At 71.0% G+C, this 13,268-nt stretch carries 13 protein-coding genes; all 13 read left to right on the top strand.

Annotated elements, in window-relative coordinates:
• Positions 1–15: 15 nt before the first annotated feature.
• The 13 genes from M4J07_RS28980 (at position 16) to M4J07_RS28915 (ending at position 13,214) form a co-directional block, all read left to right on the top strand.
• Positions 16–945, top strand: a complete 930-nt coding sequence (locus M4J07_RS28980) for a hypothetical protein (protein WP_255976372.1) — start codon at positions 16–18, stop codon at positions 943–945.
• A 511-nt stretch (positions 946–1,456) separates the two neighbouring features.
• Positions 1,457–2,461 carry an ABC transporter ATP-binding protein gene (locus M4J07_RS28975; protein WP_255976370.1) on the top strand — a complete coding sequence of 335 codons (1,005 nt, stop codon included), beginning with the start codon at positions 1,457–1,459 and terminating at the stop codon, positions 2,459–2,461.
• A 98-nt stretch (positions 2,462–2,559) separates the two neighbouring features.
• Entirely contained in the window at positions 2,560–3,321 is a 762-nt protein-coding gene (locus M4J07_RS28970) for an MlaE family ABC transporter permease (RefSeq protein WP_255976418.1), read from the top strand.
• Positions 3,322–3,328: 7 nt separating this feature from the next.
• The gene (locus M4J07_RS28965) at positions 3,329–4,135 is read left to right on the top strand and encodes an MlaE family ABC transporter permease (protein ID WP_255976368.1); all 807 of its coding nucleotides are present in this window, start codon (positions 3,329–3,331) and stop codon (positions 4,133–4,135) included.
• Position 4,136: 1 nt separating this feature from the next.
• Positions 4,137–5,378 carry an MCE family protein gene (locus tag M4J07_RS28960; RefSeq protein WP_255976366.1) on the top strand — a complete coding sequence of 414 codons (1,242 nt, stop codon included), beginning with the start codon at positions 4,137–4,139 and terminating at the stop codon, positions 5,376–5,378.
• Positions 5,375–6,445 (top strand): MCE family protein, encoded by a 1,071-nt coding sequence (locus M4J07_RS28955; protein WP_374215098.1) that lies wholly within the window; start codon positions 5,375–5,377, stop codon positions 6,443–6,445. Before M4J07_RS28960 ends, M4J07_RS28955 begins: the two co-directional genes overlap by 4 nt.
• An 11-nt stretch (positions 6,446–6,456) precedes the next feature.
• Positions 6,457–7,497, top strand: coding sequence for an MCE family protein (locus M4J07_RS28950; RefSeq protein ID WP_255976414.1), 1,041 nt, complete (start codon positions 6,457–6,459; stop codon positions 7,495–7,497).
• Positions 7,494–8,495: an MCE family protein gene (locus M4J07_RS28945; RefSeq protein WP_255976364.1), complete on the top strand. Its 1,002-nt coding sequence runs from the start codon at positions 7,494–7,496 to the stop codon at positions 8,493–8,495. Before M4J07_RS28950 ends, M4J07_RS28945 begins: the two co-directional genes overlap by 4 nt.
• Complete coding sequence (locus tag M4J07_RS28940; RefSeq protein ID WP_255976362.1) at positions 8,492–9,658, top strand: MCE family protein; 1,167 nt, start codon at positions 8,492–8,494, stop codon at positions 9,656–9,658. The genes M4J07_RS28945 and M4J07_RS28940 overlap by 4 nt, the downstream gene beginning before the upstream one ends.
• Complete coding sequence (locus tag M4J07_RS28935; RefSeq protein WP_255976360.1) at positions 9,655–10,884, top strand: MCE family protein; 1,230 nt, start codon at positions 9,655–9,657, stop codon at positions 10,882–10,884. The genes M4J07_RS28940 and M4J07_RS28935 overlap by 4 nt, the downstream gene beginning before the upstream one ends.
• Positions 10,881–11,402 carry a hypothetical protein gene (locus M4J07_RS28930; RefSeq protein ID WP_255976358.1) on the top strand — a complete coding sequence of 174 codons (522 nt, stop codon included), beginning with the start codon at positions 10,881–10,883 and terminating at the stop codon, positions 11,400–11,402. Before M4J07_RS28935 ends, M4J07_RS28930 begins: the two co-directional genes overlap by 4 nt.
• Complete coding sequence (locus M4J07_RS47985) at positions 11,399–12,652, top strand: pentapeptide repeat-containing protein (RefSeq protein WP_305128319.1); 1,254 nt, start codon at positions 11,399–11,401, stop codon at positions 12,650–12,652. Before M4J07_RS28930 ends, M4J07_RS47985 begins: the two co-directional genes overlap by 4 nt.
• A 7-nt stretch (positions 12,653–12,659) precedes the next feature.
• The gene (locus M4J07_RS28915; RefSeq protein ID WP_255976357.1) at positions 12,660–13,214 is read left to right on the top strand and encodes a nuclear transport factor 2 family protein; all 555 of its coding nucleotides are present in this window, start codon (positions 12,660–12,662) and stop codon (positions 13,212–13,214) included.
• Positions 13,215–13,268 lie beyond the last annotated feature (54 nt).

The following is a 13,268-nucleotide window of genomic DNA, read 5'->3' as shown; positions in this document are numbered from 1 at the left end:
GAAGGGAATTCCGCCATGCCTGCCCTCAGAAAAGCTTCGGTGCTGTTCGCCGCCACGGCCCTTGTCACGCTCGCGTCCGTGACCCCGTCATCGGCCGCCACCGAACTGAACGGCAACTGGGCGCCGTTCACCCGCTGCCCCGTCGACGCCCCGGCCATGCTCGCGGCCGACGGCAAGGTCGACACGGCGATCTGCATCTCCTCCAGCTCGTCGAGCGGGTCCATCAAGCTGGGCAACACCACGGTCCCGACCGGGGGCACCGACCTCCAGGCCGGCGTCATCACGCACAACGACGGCACGTCGACGGTGGTCTCGCCCCCGGGCGGCGCGCTGATCGCGGACACCGCCCAACTGCCGGGCGGGCTCCTCGGGCTGATGTGTCCGGACGAGGACATCCCGGTCATCAGCGACCTCTGCGAGAAGATCACGAGCGTCGAGCTCAACCGGGTCGACGCCACCGTCGAATCGGTCAACACCCCGACGGAGTTCCAGCTGCTCGCGGGCGTCATGCAGGGCAAGCCGATCATCGCGCTCCCGGTCCGCATCAAGCTGGAGAACCCGCTCCTCGGCAGCAAGTGCTACATCGGCTCGGCGAAGGACCCGATCGTGCTGCGGCCGCAGAACACGTCCGCCCCGACGGTCAAGACGCAGCGGTTCGACCCGAACGGGACCCCCAACACGGCCGGTGTCATGAGCCAGTTGAGCGCGCTCGGCGCCACGCAGGGCGACGCGACGTACACCGCGCCGGGGGCCAACGGGTGCGGGCTGCTCGGCGCCCTGGACTGGGCCGTGAACCTGAAGACGGGCCTGCCGGCCGGGTCGGGCACCAACAACGTCGTGCTGAACAACACGTCGACGTACGTCGCGGCGTTCGCGAGCTCGGCGTCGGTGGTGCCCAACGAAGGGGCCATGCTGTCGCAGAACTGGCACGCCGGAGTGAAGTGAGGCGGCACCCGGTCGCGGGGTGCGGGCGCGCTCCCGGCCGCCCCCGCTCCCCGGTCCATTCATCACCCACGAACAAAACACCCGGCCGAATTCATACCCCGATGCCAAAAGTCGACAGACCGGTCGAGGTCCGCCCGAATTTTGGCGAAGTGGTATTGCCGGGCGAGGTTACTCGGCCGTAACGTCGAAACCACGGCCGCTCGACTCCTGGCCGGCGCCCCCCGCCGACCTGGAGTTCCAACGGGGAAAGCTCGGCCCGAACCCTCCTTCCGGGTCGCCGTCCCCAAGGCGGGACCCTGTGAATCCATCCCCCCGGAGACGCGGGGTCCCGCCCGGTCCCCCCACGCGATTGCTCACTCGGCGACAAAGGATTCCCGCCGGTTTGTCAGCCGATGACAAAGGCCGGACAAGCCGCCGGAATTACCTGTCGCACCGCTTGTCCCGGCAGTGACAAAACACTTAACGTGCGCGTCCGGCGCACATGAAGACACGAGCGCTTGCTGGAGGTGACATGGGAATCGAAGTAAAGGTCGAGGGCCTGACCAAGTCCTTTGGCAAGCAGCAGATCTGGCAGGACGTCAGCCTCACCCTGCCCGCCGGCGAGGTGAGCGTCATGCTCGGGCCGTCCGGCACCGGCAAGACCGTCTTCCTCAAGTCGTTGATCGGCCTGCTCAAGCCCGAGCGGGGCCGGGTCATGGTCGACGGCGTCGACATGGCGCGCAGCCCGGAGCGGGACGTCATGGAGGCCCGGAAGCTGTTCGGCCTGATGTTCCAGGACGGCGCCCTGTTCGGCTCGATGAACCTCTTCGACAACATCGCCTTCCCGCTGCGCGAGCACACGAAGAAGAAGGAGTCGGAGATCCGCCGGATCGTCATGGAGCGGATCGAGGTCGTCGGACTCCTGGGCGCCGAGGGCAAGCTGCCCGGCGAGATCAGCGGCGGCATGCGCAAGCGGGCCGGCCTCGCGCGGGCCCTGGTCCTCGACCCGCAGATCATCCTCTGCGACGAACCCGACTCCGGGCTCGACCCCGTCCGCACCGCCTTCATCTCCCAGCTGCTCATCGACCTCAACACACAGATCGACGCGACGATGCTGATCGTCACCCACAACCTCGACATCGCCGCGACCGTGCCCGACAACATGGGCATGCTGTTCCGGCGCAACCTCGTGACCTTCGGGCCCCGGGAGGTGCTCCTGACCAGCGAGGAGCCGGTCGTCGCGCAGTTCCTCACCGCCAGCAAGGCGGGGCCCATCGGGATGTCGGAGGAGAAGGACGCGGCGACGCTCGCCGCGGAGGCCTCCGGCGGTGCGCCGGCGCCGGTGCGGCGGGAGCTCGTGCCGCAGCTGGAACCCTCGCCGGGGCTCGGCGAGCGCAAGGCCGTCGCGCGGCGGCGGGAGCGGGTCCTCGGCATGCTCGACACGCTGCCCGCCTCGGCGCAGGCGGCGATCCGCTCCGCGTACGGGCGGGACGTTCTGGAGCCGACCGCCGTGCTGCCCAGGGGCGGCGCGCTGTGACCCTCCAGGAGGAACGCCGGCCCGCCCGGCACGTCAGGAAGAAGGCCACGGGGCTCCGCCCCGGACCCCGCTCCTCGAACGCCGGAGGGGCTGGAACACTGCTCGGGCCCCTGCGGCAGACCGGGAAGTTGTTCGCGCTCGCCCTCGAAGTGGTGCGGGCCGTCTTCCGGCGGCCTTTCCAGTTCCGGGAGTTCGTCGAGCAGTTCTGGTTCATCGCCAGCGTCACCATCCTGCCGGCCGCCCTCGTCTCCATCCCGTTCGGCGCCGTCATCGCCCTCCAAGTGGGCTCGCTCACACAGCAGTTGGGCGCCCAGTCGTTCACCGGCGGGGCCAGTGTGCTCGCCGTCATCCAGCAGGCCAGCCCGCTCATCGTGGCGCTGCTCATCGCGGGCGCGGGCGGCTCCGCCATCTGTGCCGACCTCGGATCGCGGAAGATCCGCGAAGAGCTCGACGCGATGACCGTCATGGGCGTCTCGCCGGTGCAGCGGCTCGTCGTGCCGCGCGTGCTCGCCACCATGTCGGTCGCGCTGCTGCTCAACGGCATGGTCTCCGTCGTCGGCACCCTCGGCGGCTACTTCTTCAACGTCATCCTCCAACACGGCACGCCCGGCGCCTACTTGCAGAGCTTCTCCGCGCTCGCCCAACTGCCCGACCTCTACATCAGCGAGCTGAAGGCCCTGATCTTCGGGTTCATCGCCGGGATCGTCGCCGCCTACCGCGGGCTCAACCCGCGCGGCGGCCCGAAGGGCGTCGGCGACGCCGTCAACCAGTCCGTCGTCATCACGTTCATCCTGCTCTTCTTCGTGAACATGGTGATGACCGGCATCTACCTCCAGATCGTTCCGCCGAAGGGAGGCTGAGCCCGTCATGACCTCCCCCCTCGTCTGGCTCGACCGTGGTGGCGACCAACTCATCTTCTACATAAGGGCATTGGCCTGGATCCCGCGCACCATGCGGCGCTACACGAAGGAAGTGCAGCGGCTGCTCGCCGAGGTCGCCTTCGGCTCCGGCGGGCTCGGCGTCATCGGCGGCACCATCGGCGTGATGATCGCGATGACGGCCGCCACCGGCACCGTCGTCGGGCTCCAGGGATACGCCGCCCTCGACCAGATCGGCACCGCCGCCTTCACCGGATTCGTCTCCGCCTACTTCAACACGCGGGAGATCGCCCCGCTCGTCGCCGGACTCGCGCTCTCCGCCACCGTCGGCGCCGGATTCACCGCCCAGCTCGGCGCCATGCGCATCAACGAGGAGGTCGACGCCCTGGAAGGGATGGGCGTGCGGTCCATGCCGTACCTCGTCACCACCCGCATCATCGCCGGCGTCGTCGCCATCGTCCCGCTCTACGCGATCGGACTGCTCTCCTCCTACCTCGCCTCACGCCTGGTGACCGTCGTCTTCAACGGCCAGTCGCAAGGCACGTACGACCACTACTTCGACCTCTTCCTGTCCCCGACGGACGTGCTGCTGTCCGTGCTGAAGGTGCTGATCTTCAGCGTCATGGTCATCGTCGCCCACTGCTACTACGGGTTCCGGGCCAGCGGCGGACCCGCGGGAGTCGGGGTCGCCGTGGGGCGGTCCGTGCGCAACGCCATCGTGCTGATCTCCGTCACCGACTTCTTCCTCTCCCTCGCCCTGTGGGGCGCCACCACGACCGTGAAGGTGGCGGGGTGACATGGAGACCGTCCGCCGACGGCTCGCCGGAGTCGTCTTCCTCGTCGTGCCCGCACTGCTCGTGTGGCTCGCCGTCGCCGTCTACAACAAGGACTTCGTCGACTCCGACACCGTGTCCGTCGAGACCGGCACCGTCGGCAACGAGATGCACCTCGGCGCCGAGGTGAAACTGCGCGGCGTCGTCCTCGGCGAGGTCCGCAAGATCGACGCCACCCCCACCGGCGCCCGCCTCACCCTCGCCCTCGAACCCGGCGCGCTCGACCGGATCCCCGACGACGTGCACGCCCAGATGCTGCCGACCACCCTGTTCGGGGAGCGCTACGTCGCCCTCGTACCGCCCGGCGACCCGAGCACCACCACGCTGGCCGCCGGGGCGACCATCCCGCAGGACCGGTCCGCCAACGCCATCGAACTGCAGCAGGTCCTCGACGACGTCCTGCCGATGCTCACCGCCGTCCAGCCGCAGAAGCTGTCCGCGACCCTGTCCGCCGTCTCGCAGGCTCTGGAGGGGCGGGGCAGCCAGCTCGGCGAGACGCTCACCCAACTCGACGCGCACCTGCGGAAGTTCAACCCCAACCTGCCGACCCTGAACGAGGACCTGAAGGAACTCGTCAAGGTCTCGCACGTGTACGCCGACGCCGCGCCCGGCATCCTCGACGCGCTCACCGACCTCACCACCACCAGCGGAACCATCGCCGAGAAGGAGGCCGGCCTGGCCTCCGCGTACGGCGACACGACCCGCGCCGCCGAGGACCTCGACGCCTTCCTGCGCGCCAACCAGGACAACATCATCCGGCTCTCCGCCACCTCCCGGCCCACGCTCCAGCTGCTCGCGGAGTACGCGCCGTCCTTCCCGTGCACCCTGCGCACCCTCGCCGACTTCGTACCGCGCATGGACAAGGTGCTCGGCAAGGGCACCGACCGCCCGGGACTGCACGTCGACGTCACCACCGTGCCGGCCAGGGGCGGGTACGTCGCCGGACGCGACACCCCCGCGTACGGATCCGGCGGCGGGCCGCGCTGCTACCCCGTGCCCTACCTCGGCGCGGCCACCGCGAAGGCACCCGTGACCGCCTCCGCCTCCGCCGAGCAGGACCTCGGGCCCGCCAACTCGCCGCAGGAGAACGACCTGGTGAACGAGCTCATCGCGCCGGGCGCCAAGGCCGCGCCCGACGACCTGCCCGACTGGTCGAGCCTGCTCGCCGGGCCCGTCTACCGGGGAGCGGAGGTGAACCTCAAGTGAGCTCGGACAAGGCAGGCACGGGGGAGTTCGCGCATCTGAAGCGGCGGTCCCTGGCCGGGCCGCTGGTCAAGTCCCTCGTCTTCGTCGTCGTCACCGCCCTCGCCACCACCGTGCTCGGCCTGAGCATCGCCAACACCGGCGTGGGCACGGACACCACCACGTACAAGGCCCTGTTCACCGACGTCACCGGGCTCATCGACGGCGACGGCGTCCGGATCTCCGGCGTCAAGGTCGGCGAGGTGACCGACGTCCGCGTCGTCGACCGGCGCACCGCGCAGGTCACCTTCACCGTCGAGCACGACCGGCGGCTGCCGAGCACCACGACGGCCGCCGTGAAGTACCTCAACATGGTCGGCCAGCGGTACGTGTCCCTGGAGCGCGGCACCGGCGACGCGACGGGCGAACTCACCGCCGGATCCACCATCCCGCTCCGCCGCACCACGCCCGCCCTCGACCTGACCCTCCTCTTCAACGGCTTCAAGCCGCTCTTCGAGGGCCTGTCCCCGCACGACGTCAACGACCTCGCGGGCTCCATCGTGAAGGTGCTCCAGGGCGAGGGCGGCACCGTCGACAGCCTCATCCGGCACGTCGGCTCCCTGTCCACGACCGTCGCCGCCAAGGACAAGGTGATCGGCGAAGTCATCGGCAACCTCACCGACGTACTGACCACGATCAACGACCGCGAGGCCCGGTTCGACGACCTCGTCACCACCCTCAAGCAGCTCGTCTCCGGCTTCAACGAGGACCGGGAACCGCTCGGTGACGCCGTCGAGGCGATGGGCGACCTGACGACCGTCACCGCCGGATTCCTGAAGGACACCCGCAAGCCGCTCAAGGACGACATCCAGCAGCTGGGCCGGCTCTCCACGTCGCTCGGCGACGGCCTCCCGCAGATCCAGAACTTCCTCGACAAGACCCCCGCCAAGCTGACCGCCCTGTCGCGGCTCGCGTCGTACGGATCCTGGTTCAACCTCTACCTCTGCGAGGCGAAGGTCAGCGGCGTGACCATGAGCGACGGGTCGAAGCCGCCCACCGGAATCTCCGTCGAAGAAGCGAGGTGCCGGTGAACAGGCCCCGGATGAAGCCCGTGCAGGAACGCAACCCGGTCGCCGTCGCACTCGTCGGCCTCGTCGCGCTCGCCCTGCTCGCGCTCGCCGCGTTCAACGCGAGCGGCCTGCCGCTGATCGGCGGCGGCACCACCTACACCGCCGACTTCAGCGAGGCCGCCGGGCTCGGCGACGGCGACGAGGTGCGGATCGCCGGCGTGAAGGTCGGCGAGGTCAACGGCATCGCCCTCGACGGGAACAAGGTGAAGGTCTCCTTCGAGATCGAGGACGACAGCACCTGGATCGGCGACCGGACGACCGCCGCCATCGCCATCAAGACCCTCCTCGGCGAGAAGTACGTCGCCCTCGACCCGGTCGGCGGCGCCCGCCAGAACCCCGGCACCCGGATCCCGCTGTCCCGCACCACCTCCCCGTACGACGTCACCGAGGCCTTCCAGGACCTCAGCGGCACCATCGACCAGATCGACACCCAGCAGCTCGCCGCGAGCTTCGACACCATCTCCGAGACCTTCAAGGACTCGCCGCCCGACGTGAAGGCGGCCGTCAAGGGACTGTCCGCGCTGTCGAAGACCGTCTCCTCGCGCGACACGCAGCTCGCCCAGCTCCTCGCCGGGAGCAAGAAGCTGACGAAGACGCTGCAGACGAAGAAGTCCAGCTTCGAGACCCTCATCGACGACGGCGGCTCGCTCCTCGGCGAACTGAAGAAGCGGCGCGCCGCCATCAAGGCGCTGCTCAGCGGCAGCCAGGCGCTCGGCCGCGAGCTCGGTGGGCTCGTCGACGACAACGAGAAACAGCTCGACCCGACCCTCAAGGCCCTCGGCCGGGTCACCGACGTCCTGGAGAAGAACCAGGGCAAGCTCGACCGGACCCTCGCCCTCGTCGGCCCCTACTACCGGCTCGTCGGCAACACCCTCGGCAACGGCCGCTGGTTCGACAGCTATCTGTGCGGCGTCGTGCCGCGCACCTACCTGCCCGCCACGTCGCTGCCCAAGACCTCCTGCATGCCGCCGAAGAACGGCAGGTACGACGTGAAGGCCGGTGACCGGGGATGACCGTGCGCAGAAAACTCCTCGTCGGCGGGCTCGCGCTCGCCGTCCTGATCGCCGCGGGCATCGTCGGCGTCCGGGCCGCCACCCCCGGCGGCACCCGCATCACCGCCTACTTCGACCGGGCCGTCGGCATCTACGCCGGATCCGACCTGCGGATCCTCGGTGTGCGGGTGGGCACGGTCGGAGCGGTCGAGCCCGAGGGCACCCGGGTACGGGTGACGCTCGACGTCGACGACGGGGTGAAGGTGCCGGTGGGCGCGCGGGCCGTCGCCGTCGCCCCCAGCGTCGTCGCCGACCGGTACGTCCAGCTCACCCCCGCCTACACGTCGGGACCCGCACTGCGCGACGGGGCGAAACTGCCCGCGTCCCGCAACCGCACCCCCGTCGAGATCGACCAGCTCTACGACAGCGTCACCGAACTCAGCAAGGCGCTCGGCCCCGGCGGCGCCAACGCCGAGGGCGCCCTGTCCGGGCTGCTCGACACCGGCGCGAAGAACCTCAGGGGCAACGGGACCGCGATGGGCGACAGCATCGAGCAGTTCGGCAAGGCCGCGAAGACGCTCAACGGCAGCAGCGACGACCTGTTCACCACGCTGAGCCAGCTCCAGACGTTCACGACGATGCTGAAGGAGAAGGACGGCGGGGTGCGCACCGCACAGGAGAACCTCGACGACGTCACCAGCTTCTTCGCCGACAACCGGGACGACCTCGCGGGCGCCCTGCGCGAACTCGGCACGGCGCTCGGCCAGGTCAAGAAGTTCATCAAGGACAACCGCGGCGAACTGAAGAAGAACGTCGACCGGCTCGTCCCGATCACCCAGACCCTGGTGACCCAACGGGCTTCACTGGCCGAGGCGTTGGACGTCGCCCCGCTCGCCGCGGGCAACGTCGTCAACGCGTACGACCCGAGGACCCGCACCCTGGACGGCCGCGCCGACCTCAACGAGCTGAGCATGGGCGGACCCCTGCTGCCGCTCCCGGCGACGGGGACCCAGCGATGAGGGCCCGCACCGGCGGAGCCATCGGCGGCGCCCTCGCCATCACGGTGGCCTTCTGCCTCACCCTCGGCGTGTTCACGGTGCCGACCCCGTCGTTCGGCGGCATCGAGGACCTTCCGCTCCCCGGCGGCGCCGACCTCGGCCCGCACCCCTACACCGTCACCGCCGACATGAAGGACGTCCTCAGCCTCGTCCCGCAGTCCGCGGTCAAGGTGAACGACGTCGCCGTCGGGCGCGTGACCGACATCCGGCTGGCCGGCGGCGACAGCTGGGCCGCCCGCGTCACCATGCGGCTCAACGGGGACGTCAGACTGCCGGCCGGCACCGGCGCCCGGCTGGAACAGTCCAGCCTGCTCGGCGAGAAGTACGTGCAGCTCGTCGCGCCCGACAAGGGCACCGGCACCCTGCACGCCGGCGCCCGCATCCCGCTCTCCCGCACCGGCCGCAACACCGAGGTGGAAGAGGTCTTCGGCGCGCTGTCCCTGCTGCTCAACGGCGGCGGCGTCAACCAGCTCAAGACCATCACCGTCGAACTCAACAAGGCGGTCGGCGGCCGGGAGACCGAAGTGCGCTCCACGCTGCGCCGCGTCAACACCCTCGTCACGAACCTCGACGACCACCGCGGCGACATCACCGCCGCCCTCGACGGCGTCAACCGGCTCTCGTCGACGCTCGCGCACCGCAAGAAGGACGTGGGGACCGTGCTCACCGATCTGTCGCCCGGCCTCAAGACCCTGGAGAAACAACGGGGTTCACTGATGACGATGCTGCGCTCCCTCGACCGGCTCAAGGGCGTCGCCGTCGAGACCATCGACACCGGCAAGGCCGACATGGTCGCCGACCTCAAGGCCATCGCACCCACCCTCAAGGCTCTCGCCGACTCCGGCGCCGACCTGCCCGACTCGCTGCAGGTGCTGCTCACCTACCCGTTCACGGACGAGGTGCTGCGCGGCATCAAGGGCGACTACCTCAACGCCTACCTGGACCTCGCGGCGGTGCCCGGCACCCAGCTGATCCCACCGCTGACGTCCGTGTCCCCGTCCCCGTCACCGACCCCGACGGTGACGGCCACGGCCCAGAAGCAGAACCAGACGCAGAACCAGAACCCGACGTCGTCATCGCCGCTGCCGCTGCCCGCCGTGTCATCGAGCGGAGGCAGCCGATGATCACCCTCGCCGTCCGCCTCAAGAACCTCGCGTTCCTCGTCATCGCCGTCGTCGTCCTCGCCTTCCTCGGCATCCGGTACGCCGACCTCGGCCGCTACGTCGGCGCCTCCGACTACTACACGGTCAAGGTCGAACTCCCGCGCACCGGCGGCCTGTTCACCCACTCCGACGTCACCTACCGGGGCGTGTCCGTGGGCCGGGTCGGACCGATCGGGCTGACCCCGGACGGCGTCGAGGCCGAGCTGCGCATCGAGCGGTCGGCGCCGCACATACCGGACGACGCCAAGGCTGTCGTGGCGAGCCTGTCGGCCGTCGGCGAGCAGTACATCGACCTGCGCCCCGACCGCACCGGCGGCCCCTACCTCGCGGACGGCTCCCGCATCGACCCGTCGGCGACGAGCGTGCCGCGGCCCGTCACCGACGTCCTCGCGAGCGTCGACGACCTCACCACGTCCGTACCGCTGGACTCGCTGCGCACCGTCGTCGACGAGTTCGGCAAGGCCTTCGAAGGGCGTGGCCAGGACCTCCAGCTCCTCATGGACAACGGCTCGCAGTTCGTCGCGGCCGCCGACCGGGCGCTGCCGCACACCACGAAGCTCATGGCCGACGGGGCGATCGTGCTCCGCACCCAGGCCGAAGAGGGCCAGGCCATCCGGGACTTCGCGTCCGGCGCGAAGGACCTCGCGGCCACCCTGAAGGGCTCCGACGCCGACCTGCGCGAGCTGATCATGGCGGCTCCCGAGGCGGCGACCCAGCTCAGCGGGCTGCTGCGGGACCTGGACCCCGAGGTCGGCGTCGTCCTCGCCAACCTCCTCACCACCTCAGAGGTCGCCGTCACCCGGCAGCGCGGCACCGAGGAGCTCCTCGTGAAGCTCCCGCAGGCCGTCGCGGCGGGCGCCTCGGCCGTCGACGGAAAGAAGGTCAACATCGGCATGGCGGTCACCTTCTTCAAACCCCTGCCCTGCACGGCCGGCTATGCGGGCACGCCCCACCGCCTCGGCACCGACCTGAGCGCCGCTCCCGCCCTCAACACCGGCGCACGCTGCACGGCGTCGCCGTCGAGCGGGATCAACGTGCGCGGCTCGGCGAACGCGCCGCGCGGCGGGGCCGTACCGAAGCCCGCCAGGCCGGGCGCGCTGTCGCTGCCCGCCCTCGACGACACCGCGGCCACGCCGTCGTCGGGCATGGCCGGGCTGCTCGGCCTCTCCGGCGGGGGCGCCTCATGACCCCCCGCGCGGCCGGTCGCCGTGGGCGGGTCCTCGCGGGGGTGGGACTCGCCGCGGCGGCCGTGCTGTGCGGGGTCGGAACCTGGTCGTACGCGCAGGCGCGGGGCGACGACGACCTCGGGTACGGCCGGGCGCGGGACGCCGCGCTCGACGACGGACGGTCGGCCGTCGCGGCCCTGTCCACCCTGGACGCGTCGACGAAGGACCGGGCCAGGACCGGCGTCACCCGCTGGCGGACGGTCACCACGGGCCCCTTGCGCACCCAGCTCGGCCGGGTGGCACCGGCCGCCGGGGCGTCCTCGCGCGGGGTCGTCACCGACGCGGCGGTCACCGCGCTCGACGACCGCGCGGGCACGGCGAAACTGATCGCGACGGTCCGCGTGGACACCACCCCGAAGGGCACCGGTTCCGCCACCTCCGACCGCAAACGCCTGGAGGCGACCCTCGCCCGCACGGCCGACGGCACGTGGAAGGTGAAGTCGCTGAGCGCGGTGCCGGTGACGGGGGTGACGGGATGACGGAGCAGCGCGTACGGGAGGCGCCGGGGGCGCGGGTGGCGGAGTCCGGGGCCGGGGTGCCCGGGGCCGGGGCGACCGGGGCTGAGGCGTCCGGGATCGAACCGTCCGGCGCCGAAGCGACGGAGGCCGGGGTGCTCGGTACCGGGGCCTCCGGCAGCGGGACGTCCGAGGTGGAGGCGTCCGGTATCGAGGCGGCCGAGGAGTACGAGGCCGCGCAGGCCGCGGCGGCCGAGGCCGCCGGAGAGGGGATCGGGCCGGTGGTCCGGGTCGACGACGTAGGACTGGACGGGGTCGACCTGGGCGGGGCCGACCGGGACGGAGGCGACCCAGGCGGAGTCGACCCGGACAGGGCCGATCCGGACGGAGTCGCCCTGGGCAGGACCGCCCTGGACGGAGTCGACCCAGAAGGAGTCGACCCAGAAGGAGTCGACCCAGAAGGAGTCGACCCGGACAGGGCCGACCCGGACAGGGCCGACCCGGACAGGGCCGACCCGGACAGGGCCGACCCGGACAGGGCCGACCCGGACAGGGCCGACCTGGATGGAGCTGCCCCGAACGGAGCCGACCTAGACAGAGTTGACCCGGACAGGGCCGTCCTGGATGAAGCCGATCCCGACGGAACCGATCCCGACGGAACCGATCCCGACGGAACCGATCCCGACGGAACCGATCTCGACGGGGCCGATCTCGACGGGGCCGATCTCGACGGGGCCGAACCCGACGGGGCCGAACCCGACGGGGGCGTGCGGCACCCGTTCCGTACCCTCATCGCCCTCTGCGCAGCAGCCCTCGTCCTCGCCCTCACCGGAGGCGTACTCCTCTACCAGGCGCACGCGTTGCGGACCGCGCCCGCCGTGGGCAACCACGCGCTCACCGACGCCGAGGCGACCAACCGGCTCAACGGTGACGTGAGCAGTGCGCTCGGGAAGGTGTTCTCGTACGCGCCCGGCGGCACCGACGCCACCGAACGGTCGGCGCGGGAGGTCCTGTCGGGGCGGGCGGCCGAGCAGTACGAGCGGCTCTTCGCCCAGGTCAGGGCGGACGTCGGCAAGCAGCGGCTGACCCTCACCACGCAGGCCGTCCGGATCGGCACCGTCAGCCTGCGCGGCGACACCGCGCACCTGCTCGTCTTCCTCGACCAGACCGCGCGGCGCGGCAAGAAGAAGCCCACCACGTCCGCCGCCCAGCTGTCCGTCACGGCCGAACTGCGCGGCGACGTGTGGCGGATCGTCGACATCAAGGCCAGGTGACCCACCCATGACCCGAGAAGAAGGGCGCTCCATGGACCGGTTCGGCAAGGCGCTGCTCGTCGCCGCGCTCGCCCTCGCCCTCGTCGCGGGCGGCGTCGCCGCCTGGGCGGGCTGGTCCTGGTACGGCGCCGCGCACGACGACACCGCCGGATACGCCGCCGCCCGCGACGACGCCCTGGAGGCCGGCGAGCAGGCCGTGCAGAACCTCAACACCCTCGACCATCGGAGCGTCGGCCGCGGCCTCGACCTGTGGGAGGCGTCCACCACCGGCGACCTGCACTCCCAACTCGTCCAGGGCCGGGCCCAGTTCGAGGAGCAGGTGCGCGGCGCCAAGACGGTCAGCACCGCCAAGGTGCTCTCCGGCGCCGTCACCGAGCTCGACGAACGCGCGGGCCGCGCCCGCGTCATGGTCGCCCTGCGCATCACCGTGCGCGCCTCCGGTCAGAAGCCCACCGACAAGGACAGCCGCATGCTCGGCGAACTCACCCGCACCGACGGCCGCTGGAAGCTCAGCGCGCTCGGCCAGGCCCCGGTCGGCGACACCGCGACGACCACCGACTGACGCGAAGGAGAGGAGCCCCGGATGCCGTCGACCACCCGCCACCACCTCAACCGT

The sequence above is a fragment of the Streptomyces longispororuber genome, from assembly GCF_024448165.1.
GTDB lineage: Bacteria > Actinomycetota > Actinomycetes > Streptomycetales > Streptomycetaceae > Streptomyces > Streptomyces longispororuber_A.
The sequence above is the reverse complement of the archived record's forward strand: the minus strand, read 5'-3'. Positions and strand labels throughout refer to the sequence as shown.